This window comes from Clavibacter phaseoli, from assembly GCF_021922925.1.
Classification (GTDB): domain Bacteria; phylum Actinomycetota; class Actinomycetes; order Actinomycetales; family Microbacteriaceae; genus Clavibacter; species Clavibacter phaseoli.
Window position 1 is genome coordinate 913,370 of record NZ_CP040786.1, and the last position, 23,656, is coordinate 937,025.

Consider the following 23,656-nt stretch of genomic DNA (forward strand, 5'->3'; position numbering starts at 1 on the left):
GGCACATCCATGGTTGACAAGACCCAGGGCATCATCGACCCGCCCATCGACGAGCTCCTCTCGAAGGTCGACTCGAAGTACGCGCTCGTGATCTTCGCCTCCAAGCGGGCCCGCCAGATCAACGACTACTACGCGGACCTGCACGAGGGCAGCCTGTTCGACAACGTCGGACCGCTCGTCGACTCCACCATCGACGACAAGCCCCTCTCGGTCGCCATGCACGAGATCAACGAGGACAAGCTCGTCGCCACGCCCATCGTGGAGCCCGCGGCCTCCTAGCCGCCCGCCGTCCCGGATGCCCCGCGCCGACCGCACTCCGCACGCCCTCCCCTCCCTCGAGCGCCGGAGCGCCGCCTGGTGATGGTGGTCGTGGGGATCACGGGCGGCATCGCGGCCTACAAGGCCGTCGGCGTGGTCCGGGGCCTCGTGCTCCTCGGCCACGACGTGCACGTCGTGCCCACCGAGGCCGCGCTCCGCTTCGTCGGGAAGCCCACGCTCGAGGCCGTGAGCCGCAACCCCGTCACGAGCGACCTGTATGACGGGGTCTCCGAGGTCCGCCACGTGGCGCTCGGCCAGAAGGCCGACCTCATCGTCGTCGCGCCGGCCACCGCCCACACGCTCGCCTCCATGGCGCTCGGCCTGTCGGACGACCTGCTCGGCACCACGATCCTCGCCAGCCGCGCGCCGCTGGTCGTCGCCCCCGCGATGCACACCGAGATGTGGCAGCACCCGGCGACCCAGGCCAACGCGGCCCTGCTCCGCTCGCGCGGCGCCACCCTCGTCGGCCCCACGTCGGGCCGCCTCACCGGCACGGACTCCGGGCCCGGCCGCATGGCCGAGGTGGAGGACGTCATCGCCGCCGCCCTCGCGGCGGTCCGCCCCGGTGGGCGCGACCTCGAGGGGCGCCGCGTCGTCGTCTCCGCGGGCGGCACGCGCGAGCCGCTGGATCCCGTGCGCTTCCTCGGCAACCGCTCCTCCGGGCGGCAGGGGGTCGCCCTCGCGACGGCCGCGCGCGATCGCGGCGCCGACGTCGTGCTGGTCGCCGCGCACCTCGAGGTGCCCGCGCCGACCGGCGTCCGCGTGGTGCCCGTCTCGACCGCGCTCGAGCTCTCCGACGCCATGGTGCGCGAGGCCGACGACGCCGACGTGGTGATCATGGCCGCGGCCGTCGCCGACTACCGGCCCGTCGCCGTCTCCGCGGGCAAGATCAAGAAGGAGGAGGCGGGCGACGCCCTCTCCGTCGAGCTCGTGCGGAACCCGGACGTCCTGCAGCGGCTCGCGTCCGACGCTCGCATCCCGCGCGCGGACGGCTCGCGCCGGATCGTCGTCGGCTTCGCGGCGGAGACCGAGGAGGACCCCGCCGAGCTGCTGCGGATCGGCCGCGCCAAGCTCGCCCGGAAGGGCTGCGACCTGCTCGTCCTCAACAGGGTCGGGTGGTCGCAAGGGTTCGCCACGGAGGGCAACGCGATCACGGTGCTCGGGAGGTCCGGCGATACACTTGCCGAGGCCTCCGGCTCCAAGGAGCAGGTCGCCCATCGAATTCTCGACGTAGTGGGCGCGCCGACGCCGCAGTAGCGAACGGCGCGCGACCACGCGATCCCCTGGAGCGACCCGTGACCGACCTGCGCCTGTTCACCTCCGAGTCCGTCACCGAGGGCCACCCCGACAAGATCTGCGACCAGATCTCGGACAGCATCCTCGACGCGCTCCTCACGCAGGACCCGACGAGCCGCGCGGCCGTCGAGACGCTCGTCACCACGGGCCTCGTGCACGTCGCGGGCGAGGTCACCACCTCCGGCTACGTCGACATCCCGCAGATCGTGCGCGACCGCATCCGGGACATCGGCTACGACTCGTCCGAGGTCGGCTTCGACGGCAGCAACTGCGGCGTCACGGTGTCCATCGGCGCGCAGTCGCCCGACATCGCGCAGGGCGTCGACCGCTCGTACGAGTCCCGCTCCGGATCCGCGTCCGCCGACGCGCACGACCTCCAGGGCGCCGGCGACCAGGGCCTCATGTTCGGCTACGCCTCGCGCGACACCCCGGTGTACATGCCGCTCCCCATCTACCTCGCGCACCGCCTCGCGGAGCGCCTCGCGGCCGTCCGCCACTCGGGCGAGCTGTCCTACCTCCGGCCCGACGGCAAGACGCAGGTCACCATCGGCTACGACGGCCTGGTGCCGCGCACGGTCGACACCGTCGTGCTCTCCACCCAGCACGGCCCGCAGGTCTCCCAGGAGGACCTCCGCCGCGAGGTCGAGGAGCACGTCATCCGCCCGGTGCTCGCGCAGGCCGCGGAGATCGGCATCGAGCTCGACTCGCGCGACGCGACCCTGCTCATCAACCCCACCGGCAAGTTCGAGATCGGCGGCCCGAAGGGCGACGCGGGGCTCACGGGCCGCAAGATCATCGTCGACACCTACGGCGGCTTCAGCCGGCACGGCGGCGGCGCGTTCAGCGGCAAGGACCCGTCGAAGGTCGACCGCAGCGCCGCGTACGCCATGCGCTGGGTCGCGAAGAACGCGGTCGCCGCTGGCCTCGCCGACCGGCTCGAGGTGCAGGTCGCGTACGCCATCGGCAAGGCCGCGCCCGTCGGCCTCTACGTCGAGACGTTCGGCACGGCGCACGTGCCCGAGGAGCGCATCGTGCGCGCCATCCGCGAGACGTTCGACCTGCGTCCCGCCGCCATCGTCGAGCGGCTCGACCTGCTCCGTCCCATCTACGCGCAGACCGCCGCCTACGGGCACTTCGGCCGCGAGCTGCCGGACTTCACCTGGGAGGCGCTCGACCGTGTCGCCGACCTGCAGAGCGCCGCGGGCCTCTGACGCGCCCCGCTGCCCGGGTCCCGGCGTGACCGGGAGGGCCCGATGACCGCGGCGGATCCGGCCGGCTGCACCGCGTCGGAGGCCGCCGGGGACGCCGCGCCCGCCGGCTCCCTCGGCGCGCGCCCGCCCGTGGCGCGGGTCATGGTCGACTCCCCGCTGCCGCAGCTCGACCGGCTGTTCGACTACGCCGTGCCCGAGGCGCTCCGGGCGACGTGCGTGCCGGGCGTCCGCGTGCGGGTCCCGCTGCGCTCGGCGGGACGGGTGGCCGACGGCTACGTCGTCGAGATGGGCGACGGCCAGGGCTACGACGGCGCGCTCAGCGAGGTCGAGCAGGTCGTCTCGCCCCTGCCCGTGCTGCGGCCGGAGATCTGGACGCTCGCGCGCGAGGTCGCCGACCGGCAGGCCGGGACCGCGTCCGACGTGATCCGGCTGGCCGTGCCGCCGCGCCAGGTGCGCGTGGAGAAGGCGCACGTCGCGGCCCTCGCGGCCGCGGCGGAGGAGGCGGCGGCACACGTCGCCGAGCCCGTCGCGGACGCCGCTCCCGTCGTCGATCCCGCGGCTCCCGTCGTCGACCCCGCCGCGCTCCCGCCGATCGACGGCTACGCGCCGGGCACGCTCGACGCGGCGGTCGACGGATCCGGGCGCGTGGCGGTCGACGCCGTCCCCGCGGTCGTCGAGCTGCCCGGCGGCGTCTGGGCCGGCCGCTGGGCCGTGACGCTCGCCCAGGCCGCCGCGCGCGTGCTCGCGTCGGGACGCAGCAGCGTCCTCGTGGTGCCCGACTACCGCGACCAGGACCAGCTCGAGGCCGCCCTCGCCGCGCACGCGCCCGCCGGATCCGTGCTGCGCACCGACGCGCGCCAGTCCGGCCCCGACCGCTACCGCTCCTTCCTCGCGGGCCTCGGCGACGCGCCCCGCATCGTCGTCGGCAACCGCTCGGCCGTGTACGCGCCCGCGCCGCGCCTCGGCCTCGTCGCGATGTGGGACGAGGGCGACCCGCTGCACGCCGAGCCGCTCAGCCCGTACGCGCACGCCCGCGACGTCGCCCTCCTCCGCAGCCGCCAGCAGGGCACGGCGCTCGTGCTGCTCGCGCACTCTCGGAGCACCGAGGTCGAGCGGCTCGTCGCGATCGGCTACCTCACGAGCGTCTCGCCCGTCGCCGTCCGGACCCCGCGGGTGATCCCGACCACCTCGCAGACGGGCGACGAGGGGTTCGCCCGGCAGGCCAGGATCCCCTCGGGCGCGTGGCGCGCGGCCAAGGACGCCGTCGAGCACGGGCCGGTCCTCATCCAGGTCGCCCGACCCGGCTACGCGCCGCTCGTCGCCTGCCGCGCCTGCCGCCAGGCCGCCCGCTGCACCGTCTGCACGGGCCCGCTCGGCATGTCCACCGCCACGAGCACGCCCACGTGCGGCTGGTGCGGGCACCTCGCGGGCGACTGGCGCTGCGCGAACTGCGGATCCGACGAGCTGCGCCTCGTCACCATCGGCGCGGGCCGCACGGCGGAGGAGCTCGGCCGCGCGTTCCCCGGCGTGCAGGTGGTGCTGGCCGACGGCGAGCGCCACGTGCAGGAGGTCGACGCGGAGTCGCGGCTCGTGGTCGCCACGCGCGGCGCCGAGCCGGTCGCCGCGGGCGGCTACCGCGCGATCCTGCTGCTCGACGGGGAGCGGATGCTCGCGCGCGAGAGCCTGCGGGTGGGGGAGGACGTGCTCCGCCAGTGGTCCAACGCCGCCGCCCTCGCCGCCCCGCGCGCGCCCGTGATGCTCGTGGGCGTCGGCGGGCAGGTCGCGCGCGCCCTCGCCACGTGGCAGCAGCCGCGCTACGCGCACGAGGAGCTGCTCGAGCGGCGCGCGCTCCGCTTCCCGCCCGCCGTGCGCGCGGCGAGCGTCGAGGGGCTGCCGGACGCCGTCGGCCAGGCGATGGAGCGGCTGGACGGGCTCGAGGGGGTCGACGTCCTCGGCCCGGTGCCCGCCGAGCAGGGCCGCGTGCGCGCCATCGTCCGCCTCGACTACGCGAGCGGCCCGGACGCGGCGCGGGAGCTGCGCGCGGCCGTCGTGCGCAACGCCTCGAGCCGCCGCAAGCCCGTCGCGGGCCGCACCGGGTTCCGGCCCACCGTCCCGCTCCGTGTACGGTTCGACGACACGGGGCTGTTCTGATCCGCGGACGCCGCCCGGCCCGCGCGCCCCGCCGCGTCGCCCGCGCGCACGCCACCACCGCCCGCCCCGACCACCCGCACGCCGTCCCCGGGAGGACTCCGCAATGAGACTCGTCTTCGCCGGCACGCCCCTCGCGGCCGTGCCCTCGCTCCGGTCGCTCGCCGCGTCCGGCCACGAGGTCGCGCTCGTCGTCACGCGCGCCGACGCGCCGCTCGGCCGGAAGCGCGTCCTCACCCCGTCGCCCGTCGCCGCGGAGGCCGAGCTGCTCGGCATCCCGACGCTCCGCGTGAACCGCCTCGACGACGAGGCGACCGCCCGCATCGCCGTGGTCGGGGCCGACCTCGGCGTCATCGTCGCGTACGGCGGCCTCGTCCGCGAGCCGCTGCTCTCCACGCCCGCGCGCGGCTGGATCAACCTGCACTTCTCCCTGCTGCCGCGCTGGCGCGGCGCCGCGCCCGTCCAGCGGTCGATCATGGCGGGCGAGCGCGTCACCGGCGCGAGCGTCTTCCAGCTCGAGCGCGGCATGGACACCGGGCCCGTCTTCGCGATGGAGGAGCGCCCCACGGGCGACCACGAGACCGCCGGCCACGTGCTCGACGCGCTCGCGGTCCAGGGCGCCGACCTGCTGCTGCGGACCGTCGACGCGATCGGCGCCGGCACGGCCGTCGCCCGCCCGCAGGAGGGCGAGCCCACGCTCGCGCCGAAGACGACCATCGACGACGGCCGCGTCGACTGGGCCAGGCCCGCCGAGGAGGTGCTGGCCCGGATCCGCGGCGTCACGCCCGAGCCCGGCGCGCACACGTCCGTGGACGACGTGCGCCTGAAGATCCACCGCGCGGCCGCCCTCCGCGACGCCGCGCCGCTCGCGCCCGGCGCGATCGCCGCCCTCGACGGCCGCGTCGCCGTCGGCACCGCCAGCCACCCGATCGAGCTCATCCAGGTGCAGCCCGCGGGGAAGAACCCCATGCCCGCCGCCGACTGGTGGCGCGGCGTCACGGACAAGGACGTCACCGCACGATGAGCGACAGCACCGGATCCTCCTCCCGCCGACCGGGCGGCCGCCGCCCCGCGGGAGGCGATCGCCGCCGGCCCGACGACCGCGCCGCGGTGGGCGGTCCCGCCACGGTCAGCCCGGCCCGCCGCGTCGCCTACGAGGTCGTGAGCGCGGTCCGCGAGTCGGACGCCTACGCGAACCTGCTGCTGCCGGTGAGGATCCGCCGCGCCGCCCTCAGCGCCCAGGACGCGGCGCTCGCCACGGAGCTCACCTACGGCACGCTCCGCATGTCCGGCTACTACGACCGCGTGGTCGAGCTGGCCGCCGGCCGTCCCGTCACCGCGATCGACGCGCCGATCCTCGACGTCCTCCGCCTGTCGGTGCACCAGCTGCTCAGCATGCGCGTCGCCACCCACGCGGCCGTGAACGAGGGCGTCGACATGGCGCGCGCGGTCGGATCCCGCTCCGCCACGGGCTTCGTCAACGGCGTCCTCCGCACCATCACGCGCACGGAACCCGCCGAATGGCGCCAGCGCGTGCTCGACAGCGCCGCGAGCGACGACGAGCGGCTCGCGCTCGAGCACTCCCACCCGCTCTGGGTGCTGCGCGCCCTCCGCCAGGCGCTCGCCCGCGAGGGCCGCGCCGACGAGCTCCAGGACCTGCTGCGTGCCGACAACGCCGCGCCCGCCGTCAGCCTCGTCGCGCTCCCGGGCCTCGCGACCGTCGAGGAGACCCACGAGCAGCCGGCCGCGTTCTCGCCCGTCGGCGCCTACCTCGAGGGCGGCGACCCGATGGACGCGCCGGGCGTCGCGGAGGGCCGCGTCCGCGTGCAGGACGAGGGCTCCCAGCTCGCCGCGCTCGCGCTCAGCCGCGCCCGCGCGGTCACCCCGGGCGAGCGCTGGCTCGACCTCTGCGCGGGACCCGGCGGCAAGGCCGCGCTGCTCGCCGCGGAGGCCGGCCGCTCCGGCGCCCTGCTCACCGCCAACGAGCTCGTCCCCGCGCGCGCCGGGCTCGTCCGCGACGCCCTCCGCGCCGTCCCCGGCGACACCGAGGTGTGGGAGCTCGACGGCACGACCGTGGGGGAGACCCACCCGGGCGCGTTCGACCGGATCCTGCTCGACGCCCCCTGCAGCGGCCTCGGCGCCCTCCGCCGCCGGCCCGAGGCGCGCTGGCGGAAGACCCCGCGCGACGTCGCGGGCCTCGGCGCCCTGCAGGCCGGGCTCATCGACTCGGCGATCGGCGCGCTCGCGCCCGGCGGGATCCTCGCCTACGTCACGTGCTCGCCGCACCTCGCCGAGACCCGCGCCATCGTGCAGGCCGCGCTCCAGCGCCATCCCGACGTGACCGCGCTCGACACGCGCGCGGTGCTGCAGGAGGTGGCCGACGGCGACCTCGAGCTGCCTGGCGCGGACCCCGAGGCCGCGACCCGCGGATCCAGCGTGCAGCTCTGGCCGCACCGGCACGGCACGGACGCCATGTTCATCGCCCTGCTGACCCGCAGGTAGGGTCGGGAGCATGCCCGTCCGCATCGAACCGAGCATCCTGTCCGCCGACTTCGCGAACCTGGAGCGCGAGATCCAGCGCCTCGCCACCGCCGACCTCGTGCACGTCGACATCATGGACAACCACTTCGTGCCGAACCTCACGTTCGGCCTGCCGATGGTGGAGCGCCTCCAGCAGGTGACGCCCGTGCCGCTCGACATCCACCTGATGATCGACGACGTCGACCGCTGGGCCCCCGGCTACGCGGAGGCGGGCGCCGCGAGCGTCACCTTCCACGCCGAGGCCACGCGCGAGCCCGTGGCGCTCGCCCGCCGGCTCCGCGAGATCGGCGCGCGCGCCGGCATCGCGCTGAAGCCCGGCACGCCCGTCGACGACTACCTCGAGCTCCTCCCCGAGTTCGACCAGGTGCTCGTGATGACGGTCGAGCCCGGCTTCGGCGGCCAGTCCTTCATGCCCGAGACCATGCCGAAGCTCCGGGCCCTCCGCTCGCGCCTCCGCGAGTCCGGCCACGACGTCTGGCTCCAGGTCGACGGCGGCATCGACGTCGAGACCATCGGCCGCGCGGCCGAGGCCGGCGCCGACACGTTCGTCTCCGGATCCGGCGTGTTCCGCGGCGGCGACCCCGAGTCGGCCATCGCCGAGCTGCGCCGCGCGGCCGAGGCGCACACCCACGCGCACTGACGGAAGGCGCGCACGGATCTGCTTGACTGGATCCATGACCGACACCACCAAGCCCGAGGTCGAGCCCGTCGACGGCCCGGCCCCCGCAGAGCTCACCATCTCCGACATCACCGTGGGCGACGGCCCCGAGGCCCAGCCCGGCGACACGGTCGACGTGCACTACCTCGGCGTCGACTTCGAGTCCGGCGAGGAGTTCGACTCCTCGTGGAGCCGCGGCCAGTCCGTGCGCTTCCCCCTCCGCAGCCTCATCGCCGGCTGGCAGCAGGGTATCCCCGGCATGAAGGTCGGCGGACGCCGCCAGCTCGTCGTCCCGCCGGAGCTCGCCTACGGCCCCGCGGGCGGCGGCCACCGCCTCTCCGGCCGCACGCTGATCTTCGTGATCGACCTGCAGGGCGTCGGCTAGCACGCGTCCTCCGCACGACCCGCACCACCACCGGGAGGCCGGGAGCGCATCGCTCCCGGCCTCCCGTCGTCGTGCCGGGGCCCCGTCGCGCGGCTGTACCCTGGAGCACGTGAAGACCTTCGATGACCTGTTCGGCGAGCTGACCCGGATCGCCGCCGAGCGGCCCGAGGGGTCCGGCACCGTCCGCGAGCTCGACGGCGGCGTGCACGCGATCGGCAAGAAGGTCGTCGAGGAGGCCGCCGAGGTCTGGATGGCGTCCGAGTACGAGTCCGACGACCGCACGGCCGAGGAGATCTCGCAGCTGCTGTACCACGTGCAGGTCATGATGATCGCGCGCGGCCTCACCCTGGAGGACGTCGGCCGACATCTGTGACGCGCCCCGTCACCCGTGCCGCCCCCTCCATCGGAAGAAGTGATCCCCATGCTCCGTGTCGCCGTGCCCAACAAGGGCTCGCTCGCCGAGACCGCCGCCCAGATGCTCGCCGAGGCCGGGTACGCCGGTCGTCGTGACCCCAAGGAGCTCTACGTCCTCGACGCGCGCAACGACGTCGAGTTCTTCTACCTCCGCCCGCGCGACATCGCCACCTACGTCGGATCCGGCGCGCTCGACGTCGGCATCACCGGTCGCGACCTCCTCATCGACTCCGCGTCCGAGGCCGCCGAGACCGCGGAGCTCGGCTTCGCGGGATCCACGTTCCGCTTCGCCGGCCCCGTCGGCCGCTTCGCCGAGCTCGAGGACCTCGCGGGAGTCCGCATCGCCACGAGCTACCCCGTCCTCGTCGGCGGGTTCCTCCGCGAGCACGGCGTCGAGGCGCAGCTCATCCGCCTCGACGGCGCCGTGGAGTCCGCCATCCAGCTCGGCGTCGCCGACGCCATCGCCGACGTGGTCGAGACGGGGACCACGCTGCGGAAGGCCGGGCTCGAGATCTTCGGCCCCGTGATCCTCCGCTCCACCGCCGTCCTCATCTCGGGCGCCGAGGAGAAGCCGGGCGCCGCCACGCTGCTCCGCCGCCTCGAGGGCGTGCTCGTCGCGCGCCGCTACGTGCTCATGGACTACGACGTGCCGCTCGACCTGCTCGACGCCGCCACGGCCATCACGCCGGGCATCGAGTCGCCCACCATCTCGCCGCTGCAGGACCCCGCGTGGGTCGCCGTGCGCTCGATGGTGCCCCGCGACGACACGAACCAGATCATGGACCGCCTGCACGAGGTCGGCGCGCGCGCCATCCTCGTCAGCCCCATCCACGCCGCCCGGATCTGACCGTGGCCCCCGCTGGATCCGCCTCAGGCCCCGCCGCGCAGCTCGCCGTCCGCGTCATCCCGTGCCTCGACGTGGCCGCGGGCCGCGTCGTCAAGGGCGTCAACTTCCTCGACCTGCAGGACGCGGGCGATCCCGTCGAGCTCGCGCGCCTCTACTACGAGCAGGGCGCCGACGAGCTCACGTTCCTCGACGTCACGGCCACGGTCGAGGACCGCTCCACCATGTACGACGTCGTGAGCGCCACGGCCGAGCAGGTCTTCATCCCGCTGACGGTCGGCGGGGGAGTGCGCAGCGCCGACGACGTCGCGCGGCTGCTCGCGAGCGGCGCCGACAAGATCGGCGTCAACAGCGCGGCCATCGCCCGTCCCGACCTCGTGGGAGAGATCGCCGACCGCTTCGGCGCGCAGGTCTGCGTCCTGTCGCTCGACGTGACGCGCGGCGAGACGGCGTCCGGCTTCGTCGTGACGACCCACGGCGGCCGCACGCGGACGACCATCGACGCCGTCGCGTGGGCCCGCGAGGCCGTCGAGCGCGGCGCGGGCGAGCTGCTCGTCAACTCCATCGACGCCGACGGCACGCGCGACGGCTTCGACCTCGAGCTCGTGGCCGCCATGCGCGCCGCGAGCCGCGTTCCCGTCATCGCCTCGGGCGGCGCGGGCGAGCTCGACCACTTCGCGCCCGCGATCGAGGCCGGCGCCGACGCCGTGCTCGCCGCGAGCGTCTTCCACTCCCGCCGGTTCACGATCGGCGACGTCAAGGGCGCCCTCCAGGACGCCGGTCAGGTGGTCCGACGATGAGCGCAGCCCCGATCGACACCGATGCGCACGGCGTCCCCGACGTGGACGGCATCCTCGCCCGCGCCTCCTTCGCCGACGACGGGCTGCTGCCCGCCGTGATCCAGCAGCACGACACGCGCGAGGTGCTCATGCTCGGCTACATGGACCGCGAGGCCCTGCGCCGCACGCTCACCACGGGCCGCGTCACCTTCTGGTCCCGCTCGCGGAGCGAGTACTGGCGGAAGGGCGACACCTCCGGCCACGGCCAGTACGTGCGCGACGCCGCCCTCGACTGCGACGGCGACACGGTCCTCGTCCAGGTCGACCAGGTAGGAGTGGCCTGCCACACCGGCACGCGCACCTGCTTCGACGCCGACCACCTCCACCCCGTCACGGGCGCGCGTCCCGCCGCCGACGAAGGGCCCACCCCATGAGCGAGACCCCGCGCCCCGCCGCGCCGTCCGTCCCCGCGCCCGGCACCACCACGCGGGATGCGTTCCGCGTCCTCGCCGCCGACCACCGCGTGATCCCCGTGCTCCGCGAGGTCTTCGCCGACGGGGAGACGCCCGTCGGCGTCCACCGCAAGCTCACCGCGGGCCGCCCGGGCAGCTTCCTGCTCGAGTCCGCCGGCCAGGGCGGCATCTGGACCCGCTTCTCGTTCGTCGGCGTCTCCTCCTTCGGCGTCCTCACCCAGCAGGGCGACTCCGCGCGCTGGCTCGACTACGGCATGGACGCGCGCCGCGCCCTCGGAGACGACGCGCCCGACGGCCCGCTGGCCGCCCTCGCCGCGCTCTACGCGCGCTGGGAGACCCCGCGGATCCCCGGCCTGCCGCCCCTCACCGGCGGCCTCGTCGGCTTCATCGGCTGGGAGGCCGTGCGGCAGATCGAGCGCCTGCCCGACCGTCCGCCGGCCGAGGTCCCCGTGCCCGGCCAGGCGCTCAGCTTCGTCTCCGAGCTCGCGGTGCTCGACCACCGCCGCGGCACCGTCACGCTCGTCGCGACGGCGCTCAACGACGGCGTCGACGACGAGGAAGCGATGTGGGCCGACGCGCAGGCGCGCCTCGACCGCATGCAGGCCGACCTCGCGCGCCCGTCCGAGACGTTCCTCGCCGAGGTCGACCTCCAGGCGCAGCCGTCCGCGACGCTCCGCACCGAGCCCGCCGACTTCCACGAGGCCATCGCGCGCAGCAAGCACCACATCCACGAGGGCGACGTCTTCCAGGTCGTCGTCTCGCAGCGCTTCGACCAGCCGACCACGGCCGACCCGATCGACGTGTACCGCATCCTGCGCGTGCTCAACCCGAGCCCGTACATGTACCTGCTCACGCTCGAGGACGCGGACGGGAAGCCGTACTCCATCGTCGGGTCCTCGCCCGAGGCGCTCGTGACCGTCACCGACGACCACGTCTACATGCACCCCATCGCCGGATCCCGCCCCCGCGGCGCGACCGTCGAGGAAGACGTCGCCCACGAGGAGTCGCTCCTCGCCGACCCGAAGGAGCGCGCCGAGCACCTCATGCTCGTGGACCTCGCGCGCAACGACATGCTCAAGGCGTGCGCCCCGGGATCCGTCGAGGTCACCGAGTTCATGCGCGTCGAGCGGTTCAGCCACATCATGCACCTGGTCAGCTCGGTCGAGGGCACGCTCCGGCCCGGCGTCTCGAGCATCGACGTCTTCCGCGCCACGTTCCCGGCCGGCACGCTCTCGGGCGCGCCCAAGCCGCGCGCCCTGCAGATCATCGACGAGCTCGAGCCCGCCCAGCGCGGCGTGTACGGGGGAGTGGTGGGCTACTTCGACTTCGCCGGCGACGCCGACCTGGCCATCGCGATCCGCACCGCCACGATCGTCGACGGCATCGCGCACGTCCAGGCGGGCGGCGGCATGGTCGCCGACTCCGACCCGGACGCCGAGTACCTCGAGTCGCAGAACAAGGCCGCCGCGCCGCTGCGCGCGGTCGCGGTCGCCGAGGCCATGCGGCGCGTGCGCTGATGCGCGTCACGCGCCGCACGAAGTCCCTCGCCCTCCTGCTCGTCCTCGCCACGAGCGCCGCGACCTTCCTCGGCTGGTCGCAGGACTGGTCGACGCTCCGCATCGGCGGACAGGCCCCTGCGCTCGTGCCCGTCGCGGGCAGCGTCGCCGCCCCCGCGCTCAGCGCCCTCGCGCTCTCCAGCCTCGCCCTCGCCGGCGCCCTCGCGATCGCGGGCCGCGTGCTGCGCGTGGTGCTCGGCGTCCTCGAGACGCTGATCGGCGCCACGGTCGCGCTCACGGCCCTCACCGCGATCGCGGGGCCGGTCCAGGCGGGCGAGGCCGCCGTCACGACCGTCACGGGCGTGGCGGGATCCGCGGCGGTCGCCGACCTCGTCGCGGGCTGGACCACGACCCCCTGGGGCCCGGTCACGCTCGTCGCCGGCGTCGCGACCGCGCTCACGGGCCTGTTCATCGCCGTCACCGGCGCGCGCTGGCCCACGCGCCGGTCGCGGTACGACGCGCCCGACCAGTCGCCCGCCCGCCGGATCGTCCCGCGCGAGGATCCCGTCGCCGCCTGGGACAGCCTGAGCGGCGGCGCGGATCCCACCCGCCGCGAGGCCGGCGACGCCGACGACGCCCCGCCCGGCGGAGCCACGTGAGGGTCGGCTGACGTCCCCGCCTGCCCTCCCCATGCCGACGGCCGCCCCGACGCCGCCCGGTAGACTCGACCCGTCCCGACCGCACCACCCCGAGGAGCACGCATGTCCACAGAGTCCGCAGAACCCGGCCACGGCAACTCGCCGGCGGCCTGGACGGCTGTCGTCATCATGCTCGTCGCGTTCACCGTCGGCACCATCGCGTTCTGGTTCGCCATCGAGCCCGTCGTGTGGGCCTCGGCGGTCCTCGCCATCCTCGGCTGGATCACCGGCGGCGTCATGAAGAAGATGGGCTTCGGCGTCGGCGGGCACCGCACCGTGTCCACCCACTCGAAGGCGCACTCCTAGATGCTGGACGACCTCCTCGCCGGCGCCCTCGAGGACGCGGCCGCGCGCCGCGAGACCCGTCCCCTCGCCCAGGTCGAGGCCGACGCGCTCGCGCGCCCCGCGGCCCTCGACGCCCTCAGCGCCCTCGCGCCCGCCGACCGGGTGAAGATCATCGCCGAGGTGAAGCGCTCGAGCCCCTCGCGCGGCGCCCTCGCCGAGATCCCGGATCCCGCGCTCCTCGCGTCCCGCTACGAGACCGGCGGGGCCAGCGCCATCAGCGTCCTCACCGAGGGCCGCAGGTTCGGCGGCTCGCTGCACGACCTCGAGCAGGTGCGCGACACGGTGTCCATCCCCGTGCTCCGCAAGGACTTCATCGGCGAGCCATACCAGGTGCTGGAGGCGCGCGCCTCGGGCGCCGACCTCGTCCTCCTCATCGTCGCCGCGCTCGACCAGAGGACGCTCGTCCAGCTGCACGCGCTCGTGGGCGAGCTCGGCATGACCGCGCTCGTCGAGACCCACTCGGCCGAGGAGGTGTCCCGCGCGCTCGACCTCGGCGCGCAGGTAGTGGGCGTCAACGCCCGGGACCTCACCACCTTCGAGCTCGACCGCGACCTCTTCGGGCGCCTGGCCGACTCCATCCCCGCGGGCGTCGTGCGCATCGCGGAGTCCGCGGTGAAGACCGCCGACGACGTGGCGCACTACCGCCGCGCGGGCGCCGACGTCGTCCTGGTGGGCGAGGCGCTCGTCACGGGCGATCCCGTCCGCACGCTCTCCGAGTTCCTGGACATCCGCGCATGACCGACCTGCGCAGCGTGACCGGCCCCTACTTCGGCGAGTTCGGCGGGCGCTACGTCCCGGAGTCCCTCGTCGCCGCCCTCGACGAGCTGTCGACGGCGTGGGACGAGCTCAAGGTCGACCCCGCGTTCATCGAGGAGCTCAAGGAGCTGCACCGCACGTACACGGGCCGCCCGTCGCTCATCACGGAGGTGCCGCGGTTCGCCGCGCACGCCGGCGGCGCCCGCATCATCCTCAAGCGCGAGGACCTGAACCACACGGGCTCGCACAAGATCAACAACGTGCTGGGCCAGGCCCTGCTCACCAAGAAGATCGGCAAGAAGCGCATCATCGCGGAGACGGGCGCGGGCCAGCACGGCGTCGCGACCGCCACGGCGGCCGCGCTCTTCGGCCTCGACTGCGTCATCTACATGGGCGAGGTCGACACCGAGCGGCAGGCGCTGAACGTGGCGCGCATGCGCCTGCTGGGCGCCGAGGTCATCCCGGTGCGCTCGGGCTCGCGCACGCTCAAGGACGCCATCAACGACGCCATGCGCGACTGGGTCACCAACGTCGAGACCACCAACTACGTCTTCGGCACGGTGGCGGGCCCGCACCCGTTCCCGGCCATGGTGCGCGACCTGCAGAAGGTCATCGGCGAGGAGGCCCGCGAGCAGGTCCTCGCGCTCACGGGGCGCCTGCCCGACGCCGTCGCCGCGTGCGTCGGCGGCGGATCCAACGCCATCGGCATCTTCCACGCGTTCCTCGACGACGCCGACGTGGCCCTCTACGGGTTCGAGGCCGGCGGCGACGGCGCGGACACCCCGCGCACCGCCGCCACCATCACCAAGGGCCGGCCCGGCATGCTGCACGGCGCGCGCAGCTACCTCCTCCAGGACGAGGACGGCCAGACCATCGACTCGCACTCCATCTCCGCCGGCCTCGACTACCCGGGCGTCGGCCCGGAGCACTCTTGGCTGTCGGACCTCGGCCGTGCGTCGTACCGTCCCGTCACGGACGACCAGGCGATGAGCGCGCTGCGCCTCCTCAGCCGCACCGAAGGCATCATCCCGGCCATCGAGTCGGCGCACGCCCTCGCCGGCGCGCTCGAGCTCGGCGAGGAGCTCGGCCCCGAGTCGATCATCCTGGTCAACCTCAGCGGCCGCGGCGACAAGGACATGGAGACCGCGGGGAAGTACTTCGACCTCATCGACGCCGGGGCGGAGCAGTCGTGACCGCGGCAGCCCACGCCGCCGCGCCCGCGGGCAGCCCCGTCGAGCGGACCATCGCGCTCCGGCGCGAGCAGGGATCCGGCGCCCTCGTCGGCTACCTGCCCGTCGGGTTCCCCGACGTCGCCACCAGCATCGAGGCCGCCGTCGCGCTCGTCGAGAACGGCGTCGACGTCATCGAGCTCGGCCTGCCGTACAGCGACCCCGTCATGGACGGCCCCGTCATCCAGCGCGCCACGCAGACCGCGCTCGCGCAGGGCTTCCGCCTCCGCGACGGCTTCGACGCCCTGCACGCGATCACCCAGCGCGTCGACGCCCCGGTCCTCCTCATGACCTACTGGAACCCCGTCGTGCAGTACGGCGTGGAGCGCTTCGCGGACGACATCGTCGCCGCGGGGGGCGCCGGCCTCATCACCCCGGACCTCATCCCGGACGAGGGCGCCGACTGGCTCGCCGCCTCCGAGCGCACGGGCCTCGACCGCGTGTTCCTCGCGGCCCCGTCCTCCAGCCAGGCCCGCCTGCACCAGGCCGTCGAGCGCAGCCGCGGCTTCGTTTACGCCGTCTCGACCATGGGCATCACGGGTGCCCGGCAGGACGTCGACCAGGCCGCGCGCGGGCTCGTCTCGCGCCTGCGCGACGCGGGGTCCACCAGCGCGTGCGTCGGCATCGGCATCTCCACCGGCGACCAGGTGCGCGAGGTGCTCGACTACGCCGACGGCGCCATCGTCGGGTCCGCCCTCGTGGCGGCCCTCGCCGACGGCGGCGTGCCCGGGGTCGCCCGCGCCGCGGCCGATCTCGCGCGGGGAACCGCGCTACAGTAGCCCCCGGCCCGCGGTCCCGCCGCGCCCGCCGAATCCCCTCCGAAAGTGAGCGCCATCCGTTGTTCGCCCCGATGAGCATCCCCAGCCCGGACCCGTCCGACACCCGGTTCGACGTCACGGCGTGGCTCCAGGGCTTCGGCATCGACCTGCCGCTCACCTTCGTCATCCACGCGTACGCCGTGTGCATCCTCGTCGGCATCCTCATCGCGGCGTTCCTCACCAACCGCCGCCTCGTGGCGCGCGGCGTCGAGTCGGGCACCGTCATCGACTTCACGCTGTGCGCGCTCGTCCTCGGGATCATCGGCGCACGTGCGTTCCACGTGCTCACCCACCCCGGCGACTACTTCTACGACGGCGCGGACCTCTGGCGCGTGCTCTACGTGTGGGAGGGCGGCATCGCCATCTTCGGCGCCCTCATCGGCGGCGCCGTGGGCGTGTGGCTCGGCTCCAAGTGGACGGGCGTCCGCTTCTGGACCTTCGCCGACGCGCTGGCGCCCGGCCTCCTGCTCGCGCAGGCCGCGGGCCGCATGGGGAACTACTTCAACCAGGAGCTGTTCGGCACCCCGACCACGCTGCCCTGGGGCCTCGAGGTCGACCCGAGCAACGCCGCGTTCCCGGCCGGACTGCCCGCGGGCACGCTGTTCCACCCCACGTTCCTCTACGAGATCGTGTGGAACGTCGCCGGCGCGCTGTTCATCATCGTGCTCGGCCGCGCCGTGCGCCTGCAGTGGGGCCGCGGCCTCGCCGTCTACCTCATGTGGTACGGCCTGGGCCGCATGGTCTTCGAGTCGATCCGCATCGACCCGAGCGAGATCTTCTTCGGCGTCCGCACCAACGTCTGGGCGGCCTTCCTCGCGGTGGCCCTCGGCCTCGTGCTCTTCCTCGTGCAGACCCGGCGACACGTCGGCAGCGAGCCGAGCCCCTACCTGCCGGGCCGCACCCCGAATGACGTAACGCGTCGCGCGAAGGCGGGCCGCGACGGCGAGGTAGCATCGGTGTACACGGATTCGGATTTCGCCGACGTCGACGACGATCGGGCATCCACCGGGTCGGACTCCCACGCTCTCCCCGCCACAAGCGGACGCGGCGCCTAGTCCCCAGCGCGGGCACCCCCGCGGTCACCGCCTCCTCCTCTCGCGAGGCGGTCCCCACCACAGGGCCAGCGACGTCCCTCCGCAGTGCATCTAGGACGGTTCCCATGGCGTTCTCCTCCACCTCCCCTCCCGGCGGCTCGTTCCCCGCGAAGCAGGGCCTCTACGACCCGGCGTTCGAGAAGGACGCGTGCGGCCTGGCCATGGTGGCCACCCTGCGCGGCACCCCCGGGCACGACATCATCGTCAACGCGCTCGACGCGCTCCGGAACCTCGAGCACCGCGGGGCCATCGGCTCCGACGCGGGCACCGGTGACGGCGCCGGCATCATGACGCAGATCCCGGACGCGTTCCTCCGCGGGGTCGTCGGCTTCGACCTTCCGGCCATGGGGGAGTACGCGGTCGGCATGGCCTTCCTGCCGACCGACGACGCCGAGCGCGAGGAGCTGCAGGCCGGCATCGAGCGCCTCGCCGGGGAGGAGCGCCTCCGCGTGCTCGGCTGGCGCGAGGTGCCGGTCGACCCGTCGCACCTCGGCAACCTGGCGCGCAAGGCGATGCCCGCCTTCCGCCAGCTGTTCCTCGCCTCCGACGCCGCGCAGCCGTCCGACCGACCCTCTGGGCTCGCCCTCGACCGCCTGGCCTTCCGGATGCGCAAGCGCGCGGAGCGGGAGCTCGGCGCGTACTTCATCTCGCTGTCCGCGCGCACCCTCGTCTACAAGGGCATGGTCACCACGCTCCAGCTGGAGCCGTTCTACCCGGACCTCTCCGACGAGCGCTTCGCCTCGAAGCTCGCCATCGTTCACTCGCGGTACTCCACGAACACGTTCCCGTCGTGGCCGCTCGCGCAGCCGCTGCGGATGATGGCGCACAACGGCGAGATCAACACGGTCGCCGGCAACCGCAACTGGATGCGCGCCCGCCAGTCCCAGCTCGAGTCCGAGCTGCTCGGCGACCTCTCGCCGCTGATGCCCATCGTCACGCCCGGCGCGAGCGACTCCGCGTCCTTCGACGAGGTCCTCGAGCTCCTCAGCCTGAGCGGCCGCAGCCTGCCGCACGCGATGATGATGATGGTCCCCGAGGCGTGGGAGAAGCAGACCGACATCGACCCCGTGCGCCGGGACTTCTACGAGTACCACTCCATGGTCATGGAGCCGTGGGACGGCCCGGCCGCGCTCACCTTCACCGACGGCACGCTCGTCGGCGCGACCCTCGACCGCAACGGCCTGCGCCCGGGCCGCTACCTCGTCACGCACGACGGCCTCGTGGTGCTCGGCAGCGAGATCGGCGTGCTCGAGATCGACCCCGCGCGCATCGCGCGCAAGGGCCGCCTGCGCCCCGGCAAGATGTTCCTGGTCGACACCGAGGCCGGCCGCATCATCGAGGACGACGAGATCAAGTCGGAGCTCGCCGCCAGCGCGCCGTGGGGCGAGTGGCTCGAGAACCGGATCCACCTGGCCGACCTGCCGGAGCGCGAGCACGTCGTGCACACGCCCGCGTCCGTCGTCCGCCGCCAGCGCACCTTCGGCTACACCGAGGAGGAGGTGCGGATGCTCCTCATGCCCATGGCGAAGGTCGGCGCCGAGCCCCTCGGCGCCATGGGGTCGGACACGCCCATCGCGGTCCTCTCGCAGCGCCCGCGCCTGCTGTTCGACTACTTCACGCAGCAGTTCGCGCAGGTCACGAACCCGCCGCTCGACTCCATCCGCGAGGAGGTCGTCACGAGCCTCCGCCTCGGCCTCGGCCCGCAGCGGAACCTCCTCGACGCCGGGCCCGAGCACGCCAAGCAGGTCGTGCTCGACTTCCCCGTGATCGACAACGACGAGCTGGCGAAGGTCATCCACATCGACCACCGTCCCGGCAGCCGCACCACCACGATCGTGAGCGGCCTCTACCGCGTCGACGACGGCCCGCTCGCCATGCAGAGGCGCATCGACGCCATGTGCGACGAGGTCGACCGCGCGATCGCGCACGGCGCGCAGTTCATCGTCCTGTCGGACCGCGACTCCAACCGCGACCTCGCGCCCATCCCGTCGCTCCTCATGATCGCGGCCGTGCACCACCACCTCATCCGCACGCAGACCCGCATGAAGGTCGGCATCGTTGTCGAGGCCGGCGACGTGCGCGAGGTGCACCACATCGCGCTCCTGATCGGCTACGGCGCCTCTGCGGTCAACCCGTACCTGGCGATGGAGTCCTGCGAGGACCTCGTCCGCAGCGGCATGCTCACGGGCGTGACGCCGGAGAAGGCCACGCGGAACCTCATCAAGGGCCTCGGCAAGGGCGTGCTCAAGATCATGTCCAAGATGGGCATCTCCACGGTGTCCTCGTACGCCGGAGCGCAGTGCTTCGAGGCGGTCGGCCTCTCGCAGCAGCTGGTGGACCAGTACTTCTCGGGCACCACGACGCGCCTCGGCGGCGTCGGCATCGACGTCATCGCGGCGGAGAACGCCGCGCGCCACCGGAGCGCCTACCCGGCGGACGGCGCCGTGCTCTCGCACGAGCGGCTGCAGACGGGCGGCGAGTACCAGTGGCGCCGCGACGGATCCCCGCACCTGTTCAACCCGGACACGATCTTCCGGCTGCAGCACGCGACGCGCACGCGCCGGTACGACATCTTCCGCGAGTACACGTCCATGGTCGACGCGCAGTCGAAGGACCTGATGACCCTCCGCGGCATGTTCAAGCTGCGCACGGGCGCGCGCCCGCCCGTGCCGCTCGACGAGGTGGAGCCCATCAGCGACATCGTCAAGCGCTTCTCCACGGGGGCGATGAGCTACGGCTCGATCTCCGAGGAGGCGCACGAGACGCTCGCCATCGCGATGAACCGGCTCGGCGCGAAGTCGAACACGGGCGAGGGCGGCGAGAACGTGGAGCGCCTGCTCGACCCCGAGCGCCGGAGCTCCATCAAGCAGGTCGCGTCCGGGCGCTTCGGCGTCACGAGCATGTACCTCACGCATGCCGACGACATCCAGATCAAGCTCGCCCAGGGCGCCAAGCCCGGCGAGGGCGGCCAGCTGCCGCCCGGCAAGGTGTACCCGTGGGTGGCGCGCACGCGCCACGCGACCGCGGGCGTCGGCCTCATCTCGCCGCCGCCGCACCACGACATCTACTCGATCGAGGACCTCAAGCAGCTGATCTTCGACCTCAAGCGCGCGAACCCGGCCGCCCGGATCCACACGAAGCTCGTCAGCCAGTCGGGCATCGGCGCGGTGGCCGCGGGGGTCGCGAAGGCCCTGAGCGACGTGATCCTCGTCTCGGGCCACGACGGCGGCACGGGCGCGAGCCCGGTCAACTCCCTCAAGCACGCCGGCACGCCGTGGGAGCTGGGCCTCGCCGAGACGCAGCAGACCCTCCGCCTCAACGGCATGCGCGACCGCGTGGTCGTGCAGGTCGACGGGCAGATGAAGTCCGGCCGCGACGTGATCGTCGGCGCGCTGCTCGGCGCCGAGGAGTTCGGCTTCGCCACTGCGCCGCTCGTCGTCTCGGGCTGCATCATGATGCGCGTCTGCCACCTCGACACGTGCCCCGTCGGCGTCGCCACGCAGAACCCGGAGCTCCGCAAGCGCTTCCCGGGCAAGGCGGACCACGTCGTCAACTTCTTCGAGTTCATCGCGCAGGAGGTGCGCGAGCACCTGGCCGCCCTCGGCTACCGCTCGCTCGACGAGATCGTGGGCCGCAACGACCTGCTCGGCGTCGAGGACGCGGTCGACCACTGGAAGGCGTCCGGCCTCGACCTGACGCCGATCCTGGTCGGCCCGACCTTCGCGGACGACGAGCCGATGAAGCACGGCCGGTCGCAGGACCACGAGCTCGAGGCCCACTTCGACAACGAGCTCATCCGCCTCAGCCGCGACGTGCTCGACCACGGCGGCCGGATCGCGATCGACCTGCCCGTGCGCAACACGGCGCGCGCGGTCGGCACGATGCTCGGCCACCTGGTCACGAAGGCGCACGGCGAGGACGGGCTGCCGACGGGATCCATCGACGTCACCCTCCGCGGATCCGCCGGCCAGTCCTTCGGGGCGTTCATGCCCTCCGGCATCACGCTGCGCCTCGTCGGCGACAGCAACGACTACCTCGGCAAGGGCCTCTCGGGCGGCGACATCGTCGTGCGGCCCGACGACCGGGCCGGCTTCCCCGCGGAGGAGAACGTCATCGCGGGCAACGTCATCGGCTACGGCGCGACGCAGGGCACCATGTTCATCCGCGGCATGGTGGGGGAGCGGTTCCTCGTCCGCAACTCCGGCGCAACCGCGGTCGTCGAGGCGGTGGGCGACCACGCGCTCGAGTACATGACCGGTGGGCTCGCGCTCGTCCTGGGCGGCACCGGCCGGAACATCGGCGCGGGCATGTCGGGCGGCACGGCGTACGTCATCGACCTCGACCGCGACCGCATCAACACCGACGCGCTCGCGTCGGGCGAGCTCGAGCTGCACCCGCTCGGGAGCGCCGACGCCGAGATCGTGCTCGACCTCCTCCGCCGGCACCTCGCCGAGACCGGATCCACAGTGGCCGAGCGCCTGCTCGCCGACCCGGAGACCTCCATGGAACGCTTCACCAAGATCCTGCCGCGGGACTACGCGGCCGTCCTCGCCACCCGCCAGACCGCGGTGGACGAGGGGCTGGACCCCGACGGCGACGTCGCCTGGAAGCGCATCCTGGAGGTGACCGGTGGCTGACCCCAAGGGCTTCCTCAAGGTGACGGAGCGCGAGCTCCCCAAGCGCCGACCCGTCTCGGTGCGCCTCATGGACTGGAAGGAGGTGTACGAGCAGCAGGAGCGCGGCGAGCTCGTGCGCCAGGCCGGCCGGTGCATGGACTGCGGCATCCCGTTCTGCCACCAGGGCTGCCCGCTCGGCAACCTCATCCCGGAGTGGAACGACCTCACGTGGCGCGGAGAGGGCCGCCAGGCCATCGAGCGCCTGCACGCCACGAACAACTTCCCGGAGTTCACGGGCCGACTGTGCCCCGCGCCCTGCGAGAGCTCGTGCGTGCTCGGCATCAACCAGCCGCCCGTGACCATCAAGCAGGTCGAGGTGTCCATCATCGACGACGCCTTCCAGAACGGCTGGGTCGAGCCGCACCCGCCCGAGCGCCTCACGGGCAAGACCGTCGCGGTCGTGGGATCCGGTCCCGCCGGCCTCGCCGCCGCCCAGCAGCTCACGCGCGCTGGCCACACGGTCGCCGTCTTCGAGCGCGACGACCGCATCGGCGGCCTGCTGCGCTACGGGATCCCCGACTTCAAGATGGAGAAGAGGCACCTCGAGGCGCGCCTCGCGCAGATGACCGCCGAGGGCACGCGCTTCCGCGCGGGCGTCGACATCGGCACGGACATCACCTGGTCCGACCTGCGCCTCCGCTACGACGCGGTCGTGGTCTGCACCGGCGCGCTCGTGCCGCGCGACCTCGACATCCCGGGCCGCGACGTCGACGGCGTGCACTTCGCCATGGACTACCTGCGCCAGTCGAACCACGCGACGGCCGGCGACCAGGTGCCCGAGCAGATCCACGCGGAGGGCAAGCACGTCGTCGTCCTCGGCGGCGGCGACACCGGCGCGGACTGCATCGGGACCGCGCACCGCCAGAAGGCGGCCTCGGTCACCAACCTCGCCATCGGCCAGCAGCCGCCGTCGGAGCGCCGCCCCGACCAGCCGTGGCCGACGTACCCGACCCTCTTCGAGGTGTCGAGCGCGCACGAGGAGGGCGGCGAGCGCCAGTACCTCGCCACCACGGTCGAGTTCCTGAAGGACGACGACGGGCACGTGCGCGCGGTCCGGGTCGCCGAGACCGAGTTCCGCGACGGCCGCCGCGTGCCGAAGTCGGGCACCGAGCGGGAGATCCCCGCCGACCTCGTGCTCCTCGCGCTCGGCTTTACGGGCCCCGAGAAGGACGCCCTGGAGGGCCAGCTCCAGGTCCCCTTCGACGAGCGCGGCAACGTCGCGCGCGGCGAGGACTACCAGACCGACCAGGCCGGCGTCTTCGTCGCGGGCGACGCGGGACGCGGCCAGTCGCTCATCGTGTGGGCGATCGCGGAGGGACGTTCAGCGGCCTCCGCCGTCGACCGGTACCTTGAGGGGGACACGGAGCTCCCGTTCCCGGTCCGTCCCACGGACCGCGCTCTCTCCATCTGACCCGGACGCCGCCCTCGGCGCGCGACCGCGACCACTCACCCGAACCGCGTCCGTGTGCGACGCAGA

At 73.8% G+C, this 23,656-nt stretch carries 21 protein-coding genes; all 21 read left to right on the forward strand.

From position 1 onward, the window contains the following. Window positions 1–9: 9 nt before the first annotated feature. The 21 genes from rpoZ (at window position 10) to FGI33_RS04380 (ending at window position 23,590) form a co-directional block, all read left to right on the forward strand. Entirely contained in the window at window positions 10–279 is a 270-nt protein-coding gene (gene rpoZ / locus FGI33_RS04280) for a DNA-directed RNA polymerase subunit omega (protein WP_012038467.1), read from the forward strand. A 78-nt stretch (window positions 280–357) separates the two neighbouring features. Beyond that, complete coding sequence (coaBC, locus tag FGI33_RS04285; protein ID WP_119435023.1) at window positions 358–1,575, forward strand: bifunctional phosphopantothenoylcysteine decarboxylase/phosphopantothenate--cysteine ligase CoaBC; 1,218 nt, start codon at window positions 358–360, stop codon at window positions 1,573–1,575. A 38-nt stretch (window positions 1,576–1,613) separates the two neighbouring features. Further along, window positions 1,614–2,825, forward strand: a complete 1,212-nt coding sequence (gene metK / locus FGI33_RS04290; protein ID WP_119435024.1) for a methionine adenosyltransferase — start codon at window positions 1,614–1,616, stop codon at window positions 2,823–2,825. A 42-nt stretch (window positions 2,826–2,867) separates the two neighbouring features. Next, window positions 2,868–4,976, forward strand: a complete 2,109-nt coding sequence (locus FGI33_RS04295) for a primosomal protein N' (RefSeq protein ID WP_237582319.1) — start codon at window positions 2,868–2,870, stop codon at window positions 4,974–4,976. Window positions 4,977–5,079: 103 nt separating this feature from the next. Continuing rightward, window positions 5,080–5,997 (forward strand): methionyl-tRNA formyltransferase, encoded by a 918-nt coding sequence (gene fmt, locus FGI33_RS04300; RefSeq protein WP_237582320.1) that lies wholly within the window; start codon window positions 5,080–5,082, stop codon window positions 5,995–5,997. Continuing rightward, entirely contained in the window at window positions 5,994–7,475 is a 1,482-nt protein-coding gene (locus FGI33_RS04305) for an RsmB/NOP family class I SAM-dependent RNA methyltransferase (protein ID WP_237582322.1), read from the forward strand. Before fmt ends, FGI33_RS04305 begins: the two co-directional genes overlap by 4 nt. Before the next feature lie 10 nt (window positions 7,476–7,485). Continuing rightward, on the forward strand, window positions 7,486–8,154 hold the full coding sequence (rpe, locus tag FGI33_RS04310; protein WP_119434727.1) for a ribulose-phosphate 3-epimerase: 669 nt from the start codon (window positions 7,486–7,488) through the stop codon (window positions 8,152–8,154). 34 nt (window positions 8,155–8,188) lie between these two features. Further along, window positions 8,189–8,557, forward strand: coding sequence for an FKBP-type peptidyl-prolyl cis-trans isomerase (locus FGI33_RS04315; protein ID WP_012038460.1), 369 nt, complete (start codon window positions 8,189–8,191; stop codon window positions 8,555–8,557). A 109-nt stretch (window positions 8,558–8,666) separates the two neighbouring features. Further along, window positions 8,667–8,930 (forward strand): phosphoribosyl-ATP diphosphatase, encoded by a 264-nt coding sequence (locus FGI33_RS04320; RefSeq protein ID WP_043586624.1) that lies wholly within the window; start codon window positions 8,667–8,669, stop codon window positions 8,928–8,930. Window positions 8,931–8,978: 48 nt separating this feature from the next. Beyond that, window positions 8,979–9,818 carry an ATP phosphoribosyltransferase gene (hisG, locus tag FGI33_RS04325; protein WP_119401314.1) on the forward strand — a complete coding sequence of 280 codons (840 nt, stop codon included), beginning with the start codon at window positions 8,979–8,981 and terminating at the stop codon, window positions 9,816–9,818. A 2-nt stretch (window positions 9,819–9,820) separates the two neighbouring features. Continuing rightward, window positions 9,821–10,615, forward strand: coding sequence for an imidazole glycerol phosphate synthase subunit HisF (gene hisF, locus FGI33_RS04330; protein ID WP_119434728.1), 795 nt, complete (start codon window positions 9,821–9,823; stop codon window positions 10,613–10,615). Beyond that, a complete protein-coding gene (hisI, locus tag FGI33_RS04335) occupies window positions 10,612–11,028 on the forward strand; it encodes a phosphoribosyl-AMP cyclohydrolase (RefSeq protein WP_119434729.1) in 417 nt (138 codons plus the stop codon). Before hisF ends, hisI begins: the two co-directional genes overlap by 4 nt. Then, window positions 11,025–12,584: an anthranilate synthase component I gene (locus tag FGI33_RS04340; RefSeq protein ID WP_119434730.1), complete on the forward strand. Its 1,560-nt coding sequence runs from the start codon at window positions 11,025–11,027 to the stop codon at window positions 12,582–12,584. The genes hisI and FGI33_RS04340 overlap by 4 nt, the downstream gene beginning before the upstream one ends. Continuing rightward, window positions 12,584–13,222 carry a Trp biosynthesis-associated membrane protein gene (locus FGI33_RS04345; protein ID WP_237582323.1) on the forward strand — a complete coding sequence of 213 codons (639 nt, stop codon included), beginning with the start codon at window positions 12,584–12,586 and terminating at the stop codon, window positions 13,220–13,222. The genes FGI33_RS04340 and FGI33_RS04345 overlap by 1 nt, the downstream gene beginning before the upstream one ends. Window positions 13,223–13,324: 102 nt before the next feature. Beyond that, window positions 13,325–13,567 carry a DUF6704 family protein gene (locus FGI33_RS04350; protein ID WP_012299337.1) on the forward strand — a complete coding sequence of 81 codons (243 nt, stop codon included), beginning with the start codon at window positions 13,325–13,327 and terminating at the stop codon, window positions 13,565–13,567. Continuing rightward, window positions 13,568–14,344, forward strand: coding sequence for an indole-3-glycerol phosphate synthase TrpC (gene trpC / locus FGI33_RS04355; protein WP_119433896.1), 777 nt, complete (start codon window positions 13,568–13,570; stop codon window positions 14,342–14,344). Next, a complete protein-coding gene (trpB, locus tag FGI33_RS04360; RefSeq protein WP_119433897.1) occupies window positions 14,341–15,555 on the forward strand; it encodes a tryptophan synthase subunit beta in 1,215 nt (404 codons plus the stop codon). The genes trpC and trpB overlap by 4 nt, the downstream gene beginning before the upstream one ends. Continuing rightward, a complete protein-coding gene (trpA, locus tag FGI33_RS04365; RefSeq protein WP_119433898.1) occupies window positions 15,552–16,370 on the forward strand; it encodes a tryptophan synthase subunit alpha in 819 nt (272 codons plus the stop codon). The genes trpB and trpA overlap by 4 nt, the downstream gene beginning before the upstream one ends. A gap of 71 nt (window positions 16,371–16,441) precedes the next feature. Beyond that, the gene (lgt, locus tag FGI33_RS04370; RefSeq protein ID WP_119433899.1) at window positions 16,442–17,464 is read left to right on the forward strand and encodes a prolipoprotein diacylglyceryl transferase; all 1,023 of its coding nucleotides are present in this window, start codon (window positions 16,442–16,444) and stop codon (window positions 17,462–17,464) included. Window positions 17,465–17,568: 104 nt separating this feature from the next. After that, entirely contained in the window at window positions 17,569–22,140 is a 4,572-nt protein-coding gene (gltB, locus tag FGI33_RS04375) for a glutamate synthase large subunit (RefSeq protein ID WP_119433900.1), read from the forward strand. After that, window positions 22,133–23,590 (forward strand): glutamate synthase subunit beta, encoded by a 1,458-nt coding sequence (locus tag FGI33_RS04380; RefSeq protein ID WP_119433901.1) that lies wholly within the window; start codon window positions 22,133–22,135, stop codon window positions 23,588–23,590. The genes gltB and FGI33_RS04380 overlap by 8 nt, the downstream gene beginning before the upstream one ends. Window positions 23,591–23,656 lie beyond the last annotated feature (66 nt).